Annotated in this window: 16 protein-coding genes; 10 read left to right on the top strand and 6 right to left on the bottom strand. The window is 71.6% G+C overall.

What is annotated here, in order from left to right:
* Positions 1–177: 177 nt before the first annotated feature.
* The 6 genes from F1734_RS13110 (at position 178) to F1734_RS13085 (ending at position 6,788) form a co-directional block, all read left to right on the top strand.
* The gene (locus F1734_RS13110) at positions 178–1,164 is read left to right on the top strand and encodes a glycoside hydrolase family 26 protein (protein ID WP_017681691.1); all 987 of its coding nucleotides are present in this window, start codon (positions 178–180) and stop codon (positions 1,162–1,164) included.
* A 1-nt stretch (position 1,165) separates the two neighbouring features.
* On the top strand, positions 1,166–2,407 hold the full coding sequence (locus F1734_RS13105) for a PP2C family protein-serine/threonine phosphatase (protein ID WP_010595207.1): 1,242 nt from the start codon (positions 1,166–1,168) through the stop codon (positions 2,405–2,407).
* Positions 2,404–4,368 (top strand): glycosyltransferase, encoded by a 1,965-nt coding sequence (locus F1734_RS13100; RefSeq protein ID WP_010595208.1) that lies wholly within the window; start codon positions 2,404–2,406, stop codon positions 4,366–4,368. Before F1734_RS13105 ends, F1734_RS13100 begins: the two co-directional genes overlap by 4 nt.
* Positions 4,365–4,703 carry an STAS domain-containing protein gene (locus F1734_RS13095; RefSeq protein WP_010595209.1) on the top strand — a complete coding sequence of 113 codons (339 nt, stop codon included), beginning with the start codon at positions 4,365–4,367 and terminating at the stop codon, positions 4,701–4,703. The genes F1734_RS13100 and F1734_RS13095 overlap by 4 nt, the downstream gene beginning before the upstream one ends.
* Positions 4,693–5,118, top strand: coding sequence for an ATP-binding protein (locus tag F1734_RS13090; protein ID WP_010595210.1), 426 nt, complete (start codon positions 4,693–4,695; stop codon positions 5,116–5,118). Before F1734_RS13095 ends, F1734_RS13090 begins: the two co-directional genes overlap by 11 nt.
* 260 nt (positions 5,119–5,378) lie before the next feature.
* Entirely contained in the window at positions 5,379–6,788 is a 1,410-nt protein-coding gene (locus F1734_RS13085; RefSeq protein ID WP_119699746.1) for an amino acid permease, read from the top strand.
* A 1-nt stretch (position 6,789) separates the two neighbouring features.
* Here F1734_RS13085 and F1734_RS13080 read toward each other — a convergent pair whose 3' ends face one another.
* The 5 genes from F1734_RS13080 to F1734_RS13060 all read right to left on the bottom strand — a co-directional run bounded on the left by F1734_RS13080 (position 6,790) and on the right by F1734_RS13060 (position 12,914).
* Complete coding sequence (locus F1734_RS13080) at positions 6,790–7,809, bottom strand: Rv2578c family radical SAM protein (RefSeq protein ID WP_017681693.1); 1,020 nt, start codon at positions 7,807–7,809, stop codon at positions 6,790–6,792.
* A gap of 101 nt (positions 7,810–7,910) precedes the next feature.
* Positions 7,911–9,881 (bottom strand): 5-oxoprolinase/urea amidolyase family protein, encoded by a 1,971-nt coding sequence (locus F1734_RS13075; RefSeq protein WP_010595213.1) that lies wholly within the window; start codon positions 9,879–9,881, stop codon positions 7,911–7,913.
* Positions 9,878–10,534, bottom strand: coding sequence for an urea amidolyase associated protein UAAP2 (locus F1734_RS13070; RefSeq protein WP_010595214.1), 657 nt, complete (start codon positions 10,532–10,534; stop codon positions 9,878–9,880). Before F1734_RS13070 ends, F1734_RS13075 begins: the two co-directional genes overlap by 4 nt.
* Positions 10,535–10,536: 2 nt before the next feature.
* Complete coding sequence (locus F1734_RS13065; protein ID WP_203010658.1) at positions 10,537–11,367, bottom strand: urea amidolyase associated protein UAAP1; 831 nt, start codon at positions 11,365–11,367, stop codon at positions 10,537–10,539.
* A complete protein-coding gene (locus F1734_RS13060; RefSeq protein ID WP_010595216.1) occupies positions 11,364–12,914 on the bottom strand; it encodes an amino acid permease in 1,551 nt (516 codons plus the stop codon). The genes F1734_RS13065 and F1734_RS13060 overlap by 4 nt, the downstream gene beginning before the upstream one ends.
* Positions 12,915–13,112: 198 nt before the next feature.
* Here F1734_RS13060 and F1734_RS13055 point away from each other — a divergent pair, with 198 nt between their 5' ends.
* From F1734_RS13055 to F1734_RS13040, 4 genes are all read left to right on the top strand, one after another.
* Positions 13,113–13,790 (top strand): TetR/AcrR family transcriptional regulator, encoded by a 678-nt coding sequence (locus tag F1734_RS13055; protein ID WP_010595217.1) that lies wholly within the window; start codon positions 13,113–13,115, stop codon positions 13,788–13,790.
* Between the two features lie 35 nt (positions 13,791–13,825).
* Complete coding sequence (locus tag F1734_RS13050; protein ID WP_010595218.1) at positions 13,826–14,194, top strand: type VII secretion target; 369 nt, start codon at positions 13,826–13,828, stop codon at positions 14,192–14,194.
* On the top strand, positions 14,191–15,384 hold the full coding sequence (locus F1734_RS13045) for a hypothetical protein (RefSeq protein ID WP_040271196.1): 1,194 nt from the start codon (positions 14,191–14,193) through the stop codon (positions 15,382–15,384). The genes F1734_RS13050 and F1734_RS13045 overlap by 4 nt, the downstream gene beginning before the upstream one ends.
* Positions 15,385–15,638: 254 nt before the next feature.
* Entirely contained in the window at positions 15,639–16,802 is a 1,164-nt protein-coding gene (locus F1734_RS13040) for an amidohydrolase (RefSeq protein WP_017681341.1), read from the top strand.
* A 64-nt stretch (positions 16,803–16,866) separates the two neighbouring features.
* Here the strand turns inward: F1734_RS13040 and F1734_RS13035 are convergent, their stop codons facing one another.
* A complete protein-coding gene (locus F1734_RS13035; RefSeq protein WP_017681342.1) occupies positions 16,867–17,199 on the bottom strand; it encodes a DnaJ domain-containing protein in 333 nt (110 codons plus the stop codon).
* Between the last annotated feature and the right edge of the window lie 191 nt (positions 17,200–17,390).

The raw sequence follows: 17,390 nt of genomic DNA, 5'->3' as shown, positions 1-17,390 counted from the left end.
CTCCTCGTCCTGAACGGCTTGTGACTCAGAGCACACCGCACGGGGGGTGGGTGCGGCCAGCGTTGCATCGTGTTGCACACGGCCGACGGATCCGGGAACCCCGCATCGACGCGAGTCGTCTCGCATCGAGAAGCCGCAAACCCGGCGGCGGTTCGTCCGGGATGCGAGGGTGGAACGGTGAGAAGCGGACATGCTCGCCCGGCGTCGGTCGCGGCGGGTCTCGCCGTCGCGGTGTCGGCGGCCGTGGGATGCGCGCCGGCCGTCGACTGCGGCGCCGTGGTCACGCCGCTGCACGAGCCGGTGGGCGCGTGCCTGCGATTCGGTGTGAGTACGCCCGGCGGCCCGACCGCCGTCGACGAGTTCGAACGGGTCGCCGAGATCGCGGGCACTCCCCCGACCGTGGTGCTGTCGTTCTCCGACTTCGCCTCACCGCCGCCCGTCGCCGGACTCGCCGCGGTACGGCGGCTGGGCGCCGACCCGATCGTCACGTGGGAGCCGTGGCGCTGGCTCGGCGACGGACGGTACGAGCGCAGCGAGTTCACGATGGCGTCGATCGTGGCGGGCGTGCACGACGACTACCTCTACCGCTGGGCCGACGAGCTCGCCGCGTGGGGTTCGACCGTCTACCTGCGTTTCGCGCACGAGCCGAACGGCACCTGGTACCCCTGGAGTCCGACCGGGGGGACACCGCCGCACGTCTACGTCGCAGCGTGGCGTCACGTGCACGAGTTGTTCGCGTCGAAAGGGGTGGCCAACGTGAAATGGGTGTGGGCTCCGAACGTCTCGTTCGAGGGCAGCAGCGCGATCGCGGACCTGTACCCGGGGGCGGAGTACGTCGACGTGGTCGGGGTCGACGGGTACAACTGGGGCGCCACGCAGCCGTGGAGCCGCTGGACGTCGCCGCGGGAGCTGTTCGAGGAGACCCTCGACGAACTCGGCCGGATCGCGCCGGGCAAGCCGATCGCGGTCACCGAGGTGGGCAGCACCGACGTGGGCGGGTCGAAGCCGGACTGGGTCGCCGACCTGATCTCGTTTCTCGACGATCGAGCGGACGTCGCGGCGTTCGTCTGGTTCGATCACGACAAGGAGACCGACTGGCGGCTGGCGAGTACCCCGGAATCGGCGGCGGCGCTGGCGGAGGCCCTGCAGCGGAGGCAGCGCTGACATGACGACCGACACCTCGCACATCCCCGACGACCTCGAGGACGAGCGCGTGCGCGACCTCGAACGGCTCGAGGTCCTCGACACGCCGCCGGAGGACCGGTTCGACCACATCACCCGCATGGCCCGGCACGTGTTCGGGGTGCCCATGGCGAGTGTCGCGCTGCTCGACCGGGACCGGCTCTGGTTCAAGTCCCTCCAGGGGCTCGACCTCGTGCAGGTGCCGCGCGAGGAGAGCATGTGCAAGACCACGATTGCGCGCATCTACCGTCACCCCGGTGATCCGACGCTGATCGTAGAGGACGCCGCCGCCGATCCCCGGTTCGCCGGCATTCCCGGGGTCGGCGGCGACGACGGCGTCCGCTTCTACGCGGGTTACCCGTTGTACGGTCCGGCGGGTCATCCCGTCGGCACGTTCTGCATCTACGACACCGAGCCGCGGACACTCGGACCCGACCAGCTCGACGCGTTCGCCGAACTCGCCGAATGGGCGCAGCGGGAACTGCAGCGCGCCGACGAACTCGATCGCGCCGCCGCGATGCAGTCCCAGCTGCTGCCGCGACCGTTGACCGGGCTGCCCGGATACGAGGTGCAGGCTGTGTGCATTCCGGCGTTCGTGGTCGGCGGCGACTTCTACGACCACTATCTGTTGCGCGGCGGACTGGTCGTCACCGTCGCCGACGTGATGGGCAAGGGCCTCGGCGCGGCGATCCTGTCCTCGGCGGTGCGCTCCACGTTCCGCGGCGCGTCCCGGGTGATGGAGCGGTTCAGCCACGCCGAGGCATGCAGCGTCCTGGACACGGGCGCCGCGTTGAGCGCCGCGGCCGAGAACCTCACGGACGACTGCGAGCACACCGGCACCTTCGTCACCGTGTTCCATGCCGCCGTCGAGTTCGCGAGCGGGTCGGTGGACTACGTCGACGCCGGGCACGGCTTGGCCGCGATCCGCCGCACGGACGGCTCCGTGGCGCCGCTGGCGGGCACCGGGCTACCCGTCGGCGTGCTCCGCGAGACATCGTGGCAGGCGCAGTGCACGCGCCTCGAACCCGGTGACACGCTGGTGATCTGCTCCGACGGGCTGCTCGACCTGCTCGACGAGCACAGCGACCGGGCGGCCCTGTACCGGTTCGTGGCCGAACATGCGACGCCGCACGACCTGACCCGGGCGGCGCGGGCACTGGCCGAGGGGAACGCACCGATGGACGACGTCACCGTCGTCGCCGTGCGTCGCTGCGAGGACGCGTGAGTGCGGCCGGCGCGGACCGCTACCCGTCGCCGGGCCTGCGGATCCTGATCGCCGCGACGGTACTGCTCGGCCTGAACTACGTGGTGTGGCGCTGGCTGTTCTCCGTCAACTGGTCCGCGTGGTGGATCGCGGTGCCTCTCGTCGTCGCCGAGACGTACAGCCTGATCGACTCGATGCTGTTCGGGCTCACGATGTGGCGGTGGCGACGGCGCGCCGCGCCGCCGGCCGCACCGGACGGGCTGACCGTCGACGTCTTCATCACCACCTACAACGAGCCGGTCGACCTGGTGACACGGACCGCCGAGGCCGCGGCGCGCATCCGCTACCCGCACGAGACCTGGATCCTGGACGACGGTGAGCGACCCGAATTACAAAGTGCAGCAGCCGAACTCGGCGTCCGATACATGACGCGGGCGGCCAGCTGGACGAACAAGCCCCGCCACGCCAAGGCGGGCAACCTCAACAACGCCCTGCTGCACACACACGGCGAGTTCATCCTCGTCCTCGACGCAGATCAGGTGCCGGACCCGGAGATCCTGCACCGCACCCTGGGCTATTTCCAGGACGAGCGCACGGCCCTGGTGCAGACGCCGCAGTACTTCGTCAACGTGCCGGAGTCCGATCCGCTGGGCAGCCAGGCCCCGCTGTTCTACGGCCCGATCCAGCAGGGCAAGGACGGCTGGAATGCCGCATTCTTCTGCGGTTCGAACGCGATCCTGCGCCGCGAGGCGCTGATGCAGCTGGGCATCACCGGCTACGTCCGTGCCGTCGAGGAGGGCGTGGTGCGGGCGCTGCGCACGGCCGGCAAGGTGCTCGACCGGGCGCGATCCGAGCTCGGCGCGAACCAGCCGGAGGTTCTCGCCGCCCTCGATTCGGTGCGGGTGGCCGTGCGCACAGCCCGCGCGGCGGTCCGGCAGGGACAGCCGCTCGCCGAGGTGACCTACCGGTTCCAGCAGAGCGTGGACGAGGCCGCACGTGCCGTGGTCGACGCGGACGCCGGATCGATCCGCGCAGACCTGGAGGCGATCGCCGCCCTGACCGCCACCCCCGGGTCCGACGCCGACGGAGTTCTGCTCGACGAGACGACGTTGTCGCGCCTCGCCGACCGCGAGTGGTCGCCGCTCGGGGCGCTCGAGTCGATTCGCACGATGATCCGCGCCGTCGACGTCAGCCGCGACGACGAGGCGGAGCCGACGCTGGCGCTGGCGACGATCTCGGTGACCGAGGACATGGCCACGTCGATGCGCCTGCACGGGATGGGCTGGAAGTCGGTCTATCACCACGAGGTGCTGGCGCACGGTCTCGCGCCCGAGGACGTGGGCACGATGCTCACCCAGCGGCTGCGCTGGGCGCAGGGCACGATCCAGGTGATGTTGCGTGAGAATCCGCTCGTGCAGCGGGGATTGACGATCGCGCAGCGTCTGATGTACTGGGCGACGATGTGGAGCTACCTCGCGGGATTCGCGGCCCTCGCCTACATCGCCGCGCCGGTGATCTACCTGATCTTCGGAGTCCTGCCCGTGCAGGCCTACAGCTGGGACTTCTTCGGCCGGCTCGTCCCGTTCCTGCTGTTGAACCAGGTGCTGTTCGTCGTCGTCAGTCGTGGCACCCCGACCTGGCGGGGGCAGCAGTACAGTCTGGCGCTGTTCCCGGTGTGGATCCAGGCGTGCTGGACGGCGTTTCGCAACGTGTATCTGCACAAGCCCCTCGACTTCGCGGTGACCCCGAAGACGCGGCAGCGCCGTGCCGGGCCGCCCTGGGGCAAGGTGCGCTACCAGATCGCGGCGATGGTGCTGCTGGTGCTCGCGTCGGCGGTGGGCGTGGTGCGCCTGTATCTGGGTGCGAGCTCGGTGCTGGGCGTCGGCGTCAACCTGTTCTGGGTGCTGTTCGACCTGGCGATCCTCAGTGTGGTGATACCGGCGGTCCGCTACCGCGGGCCCGACACGGAAGGAAACGGATGACGCACTTCGCAACCCGCACCACCGGCTCGGACGTGGTGGTGGTGCGGCCCGAGGGCCGACTGAACATGGTCGCCGCACCACGGCTGCGGGAACAGCTGCGCGACCTCGTCGACAGCGGGTCCGCCCGGGTGGTCGTCGACCTCGCCGCCACGGAGTTCATCGACTCCTCGGGGCTCGGGGCACTGGTGTCCGGGCTCAAGGCCGCCCGGCAGGCCGGCGGTGATCTTCGGCTGGCGTCGCCTACGGCCCAGGTGCGCAGCGTGCTGTCGCTGACGAGCCTGGACCGGGTGCTGCGCACCTACGACTCCGCGGACGCCGCGTTCGATGGCGACTGACGACGGCACACGCTCCTGGACCCTGACGACCGTCACGGACGCCGACACGCTCACCCGGGTGCACGCACTGATCGAGGAGATGATGTCCGCGGGGCGTGTCGAGGACGCGGATCGCTTCCCGTTCGAGATCGCCGTCGCCGAGATCGCGGCGAACATCATCGAGCACGCCGCCCTCGGGCAGGCTGTGTCGATGAGCCTGCAGCTGCGTGCGCTCCCCGAGCGCCTCGAGGCCGAATTCACCGACGAGGGGCGGCCGGCCCGGGTGGATCTCGAGGCCGTCGAACTGCCGGATGCGCTGGCCGAGCGGGGGCGCGGGTTGGCGATCGCCATGGCGGCGCTGGACGAGTTGTCGTACCGGAGGCGCGGCGGTGTCAACCGGTGGATCCTGGTGCGGGAGCGAGCCGAGCCGCGGTAGCCGTGCGGCGGTACGGCCGCCGGGCGAAATGCCGACTTTGCCCGGACGGCGTCCGTTAACTTCCCGTTAAGTCGGCCCGCGCGCGGCCCTCCGGACCGCCGGAAAACCCCAGGCCGTGGGCGCTCATCTGCCGTTTCGTCGAGCCTCGGACCCCTCGGCTCGCCGATGTGTCCATTACGGCGCCGGACGCGGAACCTCAGACTCAGGCAGTCGAGAGGTGCATCACACTCGATACCGAACCTGGTTGTGAAGGGGATCCCATGTCGAACAGTGCCGAACCCGGACTGAGGCACACGCTCCAGAAGCGACATCTGTCGATGATCGCGATCGCGGGAGTCATCGGTGCAGGCTTGTTCGTCGGCTCGGGCGCTGCGATCCGGGAGACCGGCCCCGGCGTGCTGGTCGCCTACGCACTCGCCGGGGTCGTCGTCGTGCTCGTGATGCGCATGCTCGGCGAGATGGCGGCGGCCAATCCGCAGACCGGGTCGTTCTCGGCGTACGCCGACCGCGCCATCGGGCGGTGGGCCGGCTTCTCCATCGGATGGCTCTACGCCTGGTTCTGGATCATCGTGCTGGGCATCGAGGCGACCGCCGGCGCGGTCATCATGAACCGCTGGATGCCCGGCGTGCCCCAGTGGACGTGGGCGCTGGCGCTCATGATCGTGCTGACGCTGACCAACATCGCGTCGGTCAAATCGTTCGGCGAGTTCGAGTTCTGGTTCGCCGCGATCAAGGTGACGGCGATCGTCGCATTCCTCGTGCTCGGCGTCCTCGCGATCTGCGGCCTGCTGCCCGGCGTCGACGCGCCCGGAATGAGCAATCTCACCGGTCACGGCGGCTTCTTCCCCAACGGGACGGGTGCCGTGCTCGCCGGCGTCCTCGTCGTGGTGTTCTCGTTCTTCGGAGCCGAGATCGCGACCATCGCCGCCGGCGAGTCCGCCAACCCCGCCGAGGCGGTGCGCAAGGCGGTGCGGTCGGTCGTGTGGCGGATCCTGATCTTCTACATCGGCTCGATCGCCGTCGTCGTCACCCTGCTGCCGTGGGACGACGCCTCGGTGGCGCTGAGCCCGTACGTGGCGGTCATCGACTCCTACGGCATCCCCGCGGCCGCCACCATCATGGACGTCATCGTGCTGACGTCGGTGCTCTCGTGCCTGAATTCGGGCCTGTACACCGCCAGCCGCATGATCTTCTCCCTGTCGCGCCGCGGGGACGCCCCGCCGTCGATGGCCCGCATCGGGCGGTCCGGGGTGCCGCGCAACGCGGTTCTCGTCTCCACCGTGGTCGGATTCCTCACCGTGGGCCTGAACTACCTCTACCCCGAGACGGTGTTCCTGTTCCTGGTCAATTCCTCCGGCGCAATCGCGCTGTTCGTGTGGCTCGTCATCGCGGCATCGCAGCTGCGTATGCGGCGGTCCCTCGAGGCCCAGGGCCGGGAGCTGTCACCGAAGATGTGGCTGTTCCCCTACCTCACCTGGGTCACCATTGCCGCGATCGTCGCGCTGTGCGTGGGCATGGTCGCCCTGGAGAGCACGCGCAGTCAGATGCTGACGTCCTCGGCCCTCGCCGCCGTCGTCGTCGGTGTCGGGATCTACCGCCAGCGCCGTCGTCCCGCGCCGTCGGTGGAAGCGAACGCCGACGTCGCCGTCCGGGTCCCGGAAACCACCTGATTCAGAACAGCGTGGGATCCGCCGGTACGGTGCCCGGCCGCGGGGATGCCGCGGCCGGGCGCCGGTGCTCGGTCACGCGTGCGCCGAGTCCGTAGCGGGCCACCAGGGGATCGACGCGGCCCTTCAGCCACGTCCTGTACTCCGGCGAGACGTACGCGCCGCGGCCGTAGATCTGCCGATACCGCCGGATCAGGGCCGGATGTTCCCGGCCCAGCCACGACAGGAACCAGCCGCGGGTGGCGCCGCGCAGGTGCATCGGCAGCACCGTCACGCCGGTGGCCCCGGCGGCGGAGAGCGCGCCGAGCAGGTCGTCGAGGTGCCGGCTCGAGTCGGTGAGGCACGGGATGACGGGGGCGACCATGACGTGGCAGGGCAGGCCGGCGTCGCTGATCGCGCGGATCAGGTCCAGCCGCGCCTTCGGTGTGGGCGTGCCGGGCTCGATCTGCTGTTGCAGTTCGGGGTCGCCGATCGCGAGCGACACCGCGACCCCGACGTCGACCTGCCCGGCGGCCAGGGTGAGCAACGGCAGGTCGCGGCGCAACAGCGTGCCCTTGGTGAGGATGGAGAACGGGGTGCCGGACTCGGCGAGGGCACGGATGACACCGGGCATGAGCCGGTAGCGGCCCTCGGCCCGCTGGTACGGGTCGGTGTTGGTGCCGAGGGCGACGTGCTCGCGCTTCCACGACCGTCGGGCGAGTTCGCGGCGCAGGACCGCGGCGACATTGGTCTTGACGACGATCTGGCTGTCGAAGTCGCGGCCCGCATCGAGGTCGAGGTACTCGTGGGTCGGCCGGGCGAAGCAGTACCGGCAGGCGTGCGAGCACCCGCGAAAGGTGTTGACGGTGAAGCGGAACGGAAGCTGTGAGGCCTCGGGCGTCTTGTTCAGCGCGCTCTTGCACAGCACCTCGTGGAAGGTGATTCCGTCGAATTCGGGGGTCCGGACGCTGCGGACGAGCCCGGCCCGTTCGAGACCCGGGAGCGCGCCGTCGTCGACGTCGAGAGTCTGTGCCGCCCACCGCATGCAGACAGTCGAACATACGTGCTAATCGCAGTCAAGCGCAGGCGGCTGCGCCGCCGGTGTGCCCTTTGGGCTGTCCCAGCAGCCCAAAGGGCACACCGGCGCTATGCGCCTCCGGCCTCCCAGCGGGCACGTTCGGCGCCGAACGCCACCGACTGCACCCGCCGGAACGCGTCGATCGACGCGGCGTGGTCCGCGAGGAACCGCTCGTGCTCGGCGAGCGAGAAGGTGCCGTCGACGATCTCGACTCCCCCGCCCCGGCCGGCGGCGAGGTCGGCGCGCAGGTCCAGCAGTTCCTCCGGCTCGACGGGATACCAGGAGATCCGGTCGAAGAAGCGCAGCAACCAGGGCGTTCCCGCCTCGAACGGCCCAGCCGGCTGCGGATGCCGGTGGTTCCACACCTGCGTCGTGCGGCCGACGAACTGGTAGCCGCCCGGACCCTCCATCCCGTAGATGCACAGGTACGCCCCACCGATGCCGACGGCGTTCTCCGGCGTCCACGTCCGCGCCGGGTTGTACTTGGTCGTCACCAGCCGGTGCCGCGGGTCGAGCGGCGTCGCGACGGGCGCCCCGAGGTACACGTCACCGAGGCCGAGCACCATGTAGTCGGCGGCGAAGACGGTGTCGAACACGTCGTTCACCGAGGCGAGGCCGTTCATCCGCCGGATGAACTCGATGTTCCACGGGCACCACGGCGCATCCGCCCGCACCCCGTGCATGTACCGCTGGATGGCCTCACGAGTGGCCGGGTCGTCCCACGAGAGCGGCAGCCGCACCTGCCGGCTCGGCACCACGAGCTCGTCGCTCGCCGGGAGCTGCCCCTCCACGTCGGCGAGCAGGTCGAGCAGCGCCGGCACCGGCAGCACGTCGGGATCGACCTTGACCTGCAGCGACCGGATGCCGGGGGTGAGCTCGAGCAGACCCGCGGGGCGTTCGGCGTCGAGCCGCTGGTGCAGGGCGTGCACCCGGGCGCGCAACGCGAGATCGAGGGTCATGTCGCCGTACTCGACGAGGACGTTGTCGTCCCCGCTGCGCCGATAGGTCACCGGGGTGTCGCCGTCGCGACGGGCGAGCACGCCGTCGTCGCCGTCCCCACCGGGCGAGACCACCAGCGACAGCCCCGCCCGGCGGGCCACCCCCAGCGCCCGCCGCGACGCGGCGTGCTCGGCCCGGACCGGGACGAACCGCACCCGGTGCCCGGGGGCGAGCTGACCCAGCTTCCACCGCTCGGCCGCGACGACGGTGACGGGACAGACGAATCCGCCCAGACTCGGCCCGTCGGGCCCGAGCAGGATGGGGGTGTCGCCGGTGAAGTCGAGGGCGCCGACGGAGTAGGCGTTGTCGTGGATGTTCGACGGGTGCAGCCCCGCCTCCCCGCCGTCGGGCCGGGCCCACCGCGGCTTCGGCCCGACGAGCCGCACACCGGTGCGGTCGGAGTTGAAGTGCACCTCGTACTCGGTGGCGTAGATCGTGTCGATGTCGGTGCGGGTGAAGAACTCCGGGGCACCGTGCGGACCTTCGGTGACGGCGATGTCCCAGCGGGTGGTCATGGCCGGGACGTGCTCGGCGGGAACCGGGACCGCCGGGCCGCTCGCCGACTCCCCCACGACGAGCACGTCCCCCTCGGCGAGCGTCCTCCCCTCGTGACCACCGAACCGCCCGAGCGTGAACGTCGCTGCGCTGCCGAGGAACTCGGGGACGTCGAGACCACCCTGCACGAGTACGTACACGCGCAGCCCGGGGCCGGCGAGGGCTCCGACGTCGAGCACGCCACCGGCGGGGACGGTGACGGGGCGCCACTGCGGGACCACCGTGCCGTCCACCCGCACGGTCGCCGGGGCACCCGTGACGCACACCCGCGTGGCGTCGGTGAAGCGCAGTGCCGGCCCGGCCATGACGGATTCGAGACCGGGCGCCCCGTCGGGGTTGCCGAGCGAGGCGTTGCCGAGGCGGAACGACAGGTCGTCCATGGGGCCGGACGGCGGGACCCCGATCTGCCAGTAGCCGGTGCGTCCGGGGTAGTCCTGGACGGTGGTGAGCATGCCGGGCCGGTCGACGGTGATCTTGGTGGTCATGACGGGCAAGCCTCCGGTCGGGTGACGATCATCCGCACCTCGGTCGGGTCGAAACCGTTGCACGGGTTGTTGATCTGCGGACAGTTGGAGACGAGGACGAGCACGTCGCGGTCGGCGCGCAGTGCGAGGCGCTTGCCGGGGGCGGACAGGCCGTCGACGATGCCGAGGGTGCCGTCGGGGTCGACGGGCACGTTCATGAAGAAGTTGATGTTGGAGACGAGGTCGCGTTTGCCCAGGCCCCACCGGGCGCCTTCGGCGAGGAAGTTCTCGACGCACGCGTGCTGATGCTTCGTGTGGTGGCCGTAGCGCAGGGTGTTCGATTCCTGCGAGCAGGCGCCGCCGACGGTGTCGTGATTGCCGACCTCGTCGGCGACGAGGGTCATGAGGGCCTCGCCGTCGCCGGCGCGCAGCACGGATCCCGTGGTGAGGAACAGGTGTTGCTGGGCAGCGATCGTGGCGGGTGCGCTGTAGCGGACGGCGGTGTCGTGCGCGTCGTAGATCAGGGTGTCGACGGCCTGGTTGCCGTGCAGGTCGACGACGGTGAGCACGTCGCCGGCGGCGACGACGGCCGACCAGGGTCCGCGGGCGCCGGCGATCTCGTCGCGGATCACCGTCCCGGGCACGAGGGCGGGCAGGTCGAGGGTCGAGGTCATGATCAGTGCTCCGTTCCGGTGGCGGCGATCCAGGCGTCCTCGGTGTTGAGGACGGCGCGCCGGTATTCGGGGTCCGTGTTCGGCAGGGCGTCGAGGTCGCGCGGGGCGTGCCAGGCGAGCACTTCGAGGGTCGTGGTGGAGAAACGTGGCGCCGGGTCGAGGGGGTGGGCGGTGTTGGCGATCAGCGCGATGACCGGCAGGTGGATCAGCAGCTCGACGCAGGCTCCGGCCCCGGCGCTGCCGGTGCTGGTCAGCGCGCCGTCGCCGCCGACGTGCACGCCGTGGAAGAACGACAGCGACGGCGGGAGGTCGCGGGGGGCCAGGCCGTGCTTCGCCGCGGCGACGGTGAACAGCTCCCGACCCGCGGGCGCGTGCGAATGCAGGCTGCCCGCACCGTATTTCGTGGTGTTCCCGGCCAGGTGGGTGGTGCCGCACAGCGCGTCGTGCCGGCCGGAGGTGTCGGCGACGACGGTGGCGAGCACCCGGCCCTGGTCCGACAGCAGCGGATGTCCGACTCCGAGGTAGGCCTGCCACGGCACCTTGACGGTGTCGGCGACGTTGAGGCGCTCGTGCGGGGCGTCGGCGCGGAAGAGCAGCAGGTGGGCGCAGGCGGCGCCGTCGAGGTCGCGCAGGCGCAGCCGGGTGCCGCGGGCGAGGACCTTGGTGGTGTAGCGGCCGCCGGTCACGGTCTCGGCCCAGGTCATGGGGGCCGTGCGGCCGCCGGGTGGGGTCGGGTGCGCCGAGGCGGGGACGGTGGGCATGCCGGCGGTGACGGTGCCGGCCTGCGCTCGGGCGTGTGCCTTCGCGGCGCGGGTGGTCGCGGTGTCGGTCATGCTCGGGCTCCGATCGTGACGGGGTTCGGGTGCGCGGTGCGGCGCGGGAAGCACAGGGCGCCCAGGGCGACGACGGCGGCGACGGTGAGCGGCGCGGCCCACTGCAGCAGCGGCATGGTGCCGTCCGGGTCGAAGATCTCGGCGCGCGGCCAGGACAGGTTGATCACCATCAGCAGGCCGTACGCGACGGCGAGGACGTTGACGGGAAGACCCCATCGGCCGAGGGAGAACAGCGGGTTGCCGTCGGCGTCGGTCGTCGCGGCGTCGTGCGGCCGGCCGCGCAGCCGGCGCAGCAGCAGCGGGACGGTGACCATCAGGTAGGCGAGGTAGATGAGCACGATGCACACGCTCGACAGGGTGGCGAAGATCGCGCTGTTGCCCATGTTCACCGCGAGGATGCCGATGCACACCACACCGATCAGCACGGCCGGCGCGATGGGAGTGCCGGTACGGGCGTTGACGTGCGACAGGACCTTCGAGGCGGGCAGGCGCTCGTCACGGGCCATCGAGAAGATCAGGCGCGACGCGGCGGTCTGGATGGCCAGGGTGCAGATGAACACGGCGATGGCCACGTCGACGAGGAGCAGCGTGCCCCACGGCGAGGACAGGATGGCGCCGAGCACGTAGGGCAGGCCCTCGGCGGCGAGGCGACCGTCGGTGAGACTGGGGGCGGCCATGAGGGCGCCGAGGATCATCAGGCCACCGCCGATCGCGGAGACGGACAGGGCGAGGCGGATGGTGCGGGGGGCGACCCGCCGCGGGTTGCGGGTCTCCTCGGCGAGTTCGCCGGCCGAGCCGAAACCGACCATGACGTAGGCGGCCATGAGACCCGAGACGATCCAGGCCCAGCCGTACCCGGGGCTCGCCCCGGGCACGCCGGTGTCGAGGACGACCTGCGGGCCGCGGACGGCATGGGTGAAGAACATGCCGATCACGGCGACGACGCCGACGATCTCGCAGGTGACGCCGATGCTGTTGATCCGCGACATCCAGTTCACGCCGATGCTGTTGATGATCGTGGTGAGCACGAGCAGCACCGACCCGAGCAGGACGGCGTTGGCGGCCCCGGACGAGGAGGTCAGCGACGGGTCGTCGCCGATGATCTGGAATCCACTCCAGACGGCCGGGAGAACCACCTGCAGGGCGATCGCGGCGGCCGCGGCGGTCACCATCTGCGCGAGGATCATGAACCAGCCGGCGAACCAGCCGACCACCTCGCCGCCCATCCGGCGGGACCACTGGTAGATCGCCCCGGAGATCGGGTAGCGCGCCGCGAGTTCGGCGAAGTTCAGGGCGACCGTGAACTGGCCGGCGAACACCACCACCCACGTCCAGAAGAAGGCGGGGCCGCCGAAGCCGAAGCCGAGGCCGAACAGCTGGAAGATGGTCGTGAGGATGGAGACGAACGAGAAGCCGGCGGCGAAGGAGGCGAACCTGCCGAGGTTGCGGTGCAGCTGTTGCTGGTAGCCGAATTCGCCCAGGTCGCCCGCGTCCTGGTGCGGGGCGGCCGGTGCAGCGGCAGCCGGCCGGGTGAGCGTCAGGCTCATGGCGGTGTCCGTTTCTGTGCGCGGTGCGGCGGCCGGATGACCGTCGAAAAACTGTCGAGTGACAGTTTTCGCGAGGCCACGTCTTGTCCGAATGACCGCGGCGTAACGAGTTCGTGACCGACGTTTCCACCGTGTGACGGTCTGCTCACCGCGCGCCCGCTCGGCCGCGGTCGCCGGATCTGTGCCATCGTCGACGGCGTGACCCATGCCCGCCCCGGACGCCCTCGACTGCACGGGCCACGCCGACCCGGTGCCACCGCACGCGCCGAGATCCTCGACGCCGCAGCGGAACTGTTCACCACCCGCGGATTCGCATCCACCTCGACGCGACTCGTCGCCGAGGCCGTCGGCGTCCGGCAGGCCTCCCTGTACAACCACTTCGCCACCAAGGACGACATCCTCGCGGCGCTGCTCGAGCAGACCGTCGCCCCCACCCTGTCGTTCTGCGAGCAGCTCGGCGACGACGCGCCGGCCGAGGCACGGCTGTACGCCCTGGCACTGTTCGACACCGCACAACTCGTCACGGGACGGTGGAATCTCGGTGCGCTGTATCTGCTCCCGGAGGTCCGCACCGACCGGTTCGCACAGTTCCACGCCGCCCGGGCCGGTCTGCGCGCGTGCTACCGCCGGCTCGCGGTCACCGTCCTCGGCCCTCGCGCCGCCGGAGCCGAGGCCGACGATCCCCGGGCCGACCTGCCGTTCCGGTTGGTCGAATCCGCCATCAACACCCGGGCGGACGGGGGCAGGGACGACGTCGCCGACCTGCCGGAGGTGCTGGCGGAGGCGGCCCTGCGCGTGCTCGGGTTCACCGGCCCCACAGAGCCCGTGCGCGACGTCGCCCGCGCGCTCGTCGCCCGTGTCGCCCCCTCGAGTTAGAGTGCTGCGCACGCGAATCTGATTGGGGGGTCATCATGAGCGGTTTGTTCGACGCTGCCGGCTCGTTCTCGACGGGGGGCGGCGTCCGTGTCGTGCCCGACGGGGTGCGGGCGTTCGGCAGCACGTCCCTGCGCGCCGCGGAGGAGGTCGCCCGTGCGGGCGGAGTGGATCTGCAGGCGAATGTCTCGTCGCTGAGCCCGGCCATGGGCCTGATCGGTGCGGACTTCGTCGCCGCGTTCGCCGTCGCGCAGGGTGCACACACTCGCGCCGTCGCCCAGCTGGCGTACGTCTACGCGTCCGGCGGTGTCGCCGCGCACGACGCCGCCGCCCGGTACGAGGCGCTCGACGCGGCGACCGCCGCGGGTCTCGGCGCGGCCGTCGCGGGAATCGGGGGCGCGCGATGACGGCGCAGGGGGCGCCGGTCGCCTCGCCCACCGTCCTCGACGCGCTCCGCGCGTCCCCTGCCGGCCCGGTCCTCGACCTGCCCCTGCCCGCGCCGGCCCCGGCCCCGCCGACGTGGTCGCCGGAATCCGGGCTCGATGCACTATCCGAGGTGCTGCAGTCGATTCCGGTTCCACCGGTGCCGGGAATCGACGAATTGCTGCGTCCCCTGCGCGATCTGGGCGACCTGTTCGGCACCGGGATCGTCGAGGCGCTCGACCCGTCTGCGGTGCTGCAGCAGTCGTCGCGGGTGCTCGAGGGCGCGGCGTCGCTGACGCGCACGGCACTGCATGCACTGCCGGACTCGTGGGAGGGGGCACCCGCCGAGGCCGCGCTCGACAAGGGTCGCCAGGCACAGCTGAGCGCGGTCGAGCTGGGCGAGCGGGGCGACGAGATCGGAGCGGTCACCCGCGCCGCGACCGCCAGTGTCGAGCGCGGCAACGTCGAACTCGGCGGAATCGCGCAGTCCTTCCTGGCGTTCGCCGCGGCGACGGCGCCCGTCGCGCTGACACCACCGGGACAGGTCGCGCTGCTCACCGCCGCCGCCGAGCACGTGTCCGCGGCGCTGGCGGTGGTCGCGCGTACCCGCGGCGAACTGCTCGGCCACACCGCGGCGATGAACGCGCTCGCCACGCCGATCACCGTGCCTGCGCCCGTCGCCACGCCCGGCCTGCCCGCTCCGTCGGACGTCGCCGCGACCGCCACGAAGGCCGTGGAGATCGTCGCCGCGACCGGTGCGCCCGGCGATCTGCCCGCACAGACGCAGGCCGCGGCATTCGCAGGCGGCACCGGACCGGCGACCCCGACGCTCGCCGCCGCCACCGCCCCGGCGAGCAGCGCGAGTGGCGTCGCACCGGGCGGGGGCGGTGTCTCGCTGGGCGCGGCAGGCGCGGCGGCCCTCGGGGGCGCGGTCGGCGGTCTCGGCGGCGCCCCGTCGAACCCCCGGTCCACCGCGACTGCTCCCGTGTCCACCGTGGCTTCGACCGCCCGTCATCCGCTCGCGGCCGCCCTCCCGGCCACCGGACGCGCGGACGACGACACGCCCCGGCGGACCCGTCCGGCGATCCTGGTGTCCGCGGCGAACAGCACCGCCGTGATCGGCGAGCTCCCGCCGGCGACGGCCCCGGTGATCGGGGGCGGTGACGACTGGTGATCCCCGGGTTCCCGTCCCGCCGGGGTGTGGGGCGGGAACCGGGCCTTTCGTGACCGGCGTGGCCGTAGCGGCGGTTCGGTGCGGGCATCGCCGTCGAGGTGGCGAGGGCGCCGAGTCCTGGGCGCGACGAGCACACGGCGTCACCGAACGCGAGAACCGGGACGTGGTCGCCCCGACCGTGGTGAACTGACTGACGAACCGGTCCCCTCTCGACCGGCCCGTAGTTGTCACCGACCCGACGGAGTTCTCGAGGGATGACGATCGACCACGACCGCGTCGTCGCCTGGCGACGGGACCTGCATGCCCACCCGGAGCTGTCGTTCGCGGAGTTCCGGACGACCGCGCTGGTGCGCGATCAGCTGGTCTCGCTCGGGCTGAGCCCGGTGACCCTGCCGGGGGGCACCGGACTGTGGTGCGACGTCGGCCCGGACACGAGCGAATGCCTCGCGCTGCGGGCCGACCTCGACGCCCTGCCGCTCACCGAGACCACCGGGTTGCCGTACGCATCGACCGTGGCGGGCGTGTGCCACGCGTGCGGGCACGATGCCCACACCGCGATGCTGCTCGAGGCAGCCACCGTGCTCGCGGCGGACCCACCCCCGCAACGGGTGCGGTTGATCTTCCAGCCGGGCGAGGAGACCACGCCGGGCGGCGCCCTCGAGGTCGTCGCGGCGGGTGGTCTCGAGGGGGTGTCCCGGATCTTCGCGCTGCACTGCGCCCCGCAACTCGAGGCGGGCAAGCTCGCCACCCGCGCCGGCCCGATCACCTCGTCCGGGGCCGTGCTCACGGTCCGGTTGTCCTCCCCCGGGGGCCATTCGGCCCGTCCGCATCTGACCGGGGACCTGATCCACGCGGCGGCCGTCCTCGTCACCGGTCTGGCATCGGTGCTCGATCGACGCCTCGACGCCCGTACCGCCACCGTCCTGACCTGGGGACGGGTTCGGGCCGGGCACGTCGGCAACGCCATCCCCGAGGAAGGCGAACTGGTGGGCACGTTGCGCAGCGCGTCGCACGAGACGTGGGCGACGGTCGAGCCCCTGGTGCGACGCAGCGTCGCCGAACTGCTCGCCCCCTACGACGTGGACCACGAACTGGAGTACGTGCAGGGCGTTCCGCCGGTGGTCAACGACCCCGAGGCGGTGGCCGAGATGCTCGCCGCGATCGAGTCCGTGGTGGGCCTCGAGAACCTCGCCGAGGCGGGACAGTCCAGCGGCGGCGAGGACTTCGCGTGGTATCTCGAGCACGTCCCGGGCGCGATGGCGCGGCTGGGGGTCTGGGACGGGACGAGTCCGCGGCACGATCTTCACCAGCCCGACTTCGTACTGGACGAACGAGCCCTGGCGCACGGGGCACGCACCCTGCTGGCCCTCGCCTACGGCGGAAAGCACGAACCCCGTACCCCTGACCCGAGCGAATGAACCGTGCGGCCGGACCGAGCGAGGGAGCGACGGGCTCCGCGAGACGCGCCCGTGCGTCGCGGGGTCACCGGTGGCGGCGGACGGGTCCGGCCCGGATGGGTGGATCCGCCGCCGGGGGCGGGTCCGGACGGTGCACGGTCACGCGGACGGACCGGGTGAGCGGGCCGGCGCGGCGACGGTCGTACTCCGCGCGACGATCCGGGTCGCGCAGGACGGAATACGCCTCGACGATCCGGCGCAGTTCCTCGTCCTCGTCCGGGCCGTACGGGAGGGCCGGGTTGCGCAGGTCGGGGTGGTGCGCGCGCAGCTTGCGGCGGAAGGCTGCCGTGATGGCCGCCTGCCCGGCGGAATCGGAGACGTCCAGCGCCGCGTAGAGATCGGGTTCGCTGCCGGACACGGCTGCGCCTCCTTCGTGTCGTCGTCGGCGGATTCGCCCACGACGGACCGCTGCGGCCACAGGAGCGAACGCCCGGCGACCCACCTCGCGACGGAGAGGGTCGCCGGGCGTCGGCGATGAACGGGTGCGGCCCGCACTGGGTGTGCCGAGTACCGGCGGTGCGCCGACCGGTTCCGGCTGCGGGCCGGTGA

The organism is Rhodococcus ruber (assembly GCF_016804345.1).
In the GTDB taxonomy this organism is placed as follows: Bacteria; Actinomycetota; Actinomycetes; order Mycobacteriales; family Mycobacteriaceae; genus Rhodococcus; species Rhodococcus ruber.
Note: the sequence above shows the minus strand (reverse complement) of the source record. Positions and strands in the feature narration are given on the sequence as shown.

Coding starts and splice junctions, on each gene's coding strand:
- F1734_RS13105 (WP_010595207.1), top strand. CDS start 1,166: ATGACGACCGACACCTCGCACATCCCCGACGACCTCGAGGACGAGCGC.
- F1734_RS13095 (WP_010595209.1), top strand. CDS start 4,365: ATGACGCACTTCGCAACCCGCACCACCGGCTCGGACGTGGTGGTGGTG.
- F1734_RS13090 (WP_010595210.1), top strand. CDS start 4,693: ATGGCGACTGACGACGGCACACGCTCCTGGACCCTGACGACCGTCACG.
- F1734_RS13085 (WP_119699746.1), top strand. CDS start 5,379: ATGTCGAACAGTGCCGAACCCGGACTGAGGCACACGCTCCAGAAGCGA.
- F1734_RS13080 (WP_017681693.1), bottom strand. CDS start 7,809: ATGCGGTGGGCGGCACAGACTCTCGACGTCGACGACGGCGCGCTCCCG.
- F1734_RS13075 (WP_010595213.1), bottom strand. CDS start 9,881: ATGACCACCAAGATCACCGTCGACCGGCCCGGCATGCTCACCACCGTC.
- F1734_RS13070 (WP_010595214.1), bottom strand. CDS start 10,534: ATGACCTCGACCCTCGACCTGCCCGCCCTCGTGCCCGGGACGGTGATC.
- F1734_RS13065 (WP_203010658.1), bottom strand. CDS start 11,367: ATGACCGACACCGCGACCACCCGCGCCGCGAAGGCACACGCCCGAGCG.
- F1734_RS13060 (WP_010595216.1), bottom strand. CDS start 12,914: ATGAGCCTGACGCTCACCCGGCCGGCTGCCGCTGCACCGGCCGCCCCG.
- F1734_RS13050 (WP_010595218.1), top strand. CDS start 13,826: ATGAGCGGTTTGTTCGACGCTGCCGGCTCGTTCTCGACGGGGGGCGGC.
- F1734_RS13045 (WP_040271196.1), top strand. CDS start 14,191: ATGACGGCGCAGGGGGCGCCGGTCGCCTCGCCCACCGTCCTCGACGCG.
- F1734_RS13040 (WP_017681341.1), top strand. CDS start 15,639: ATGACGATCGACCACGACCGCGTCGTCGCCTGGCGACGGGACCTGCAT.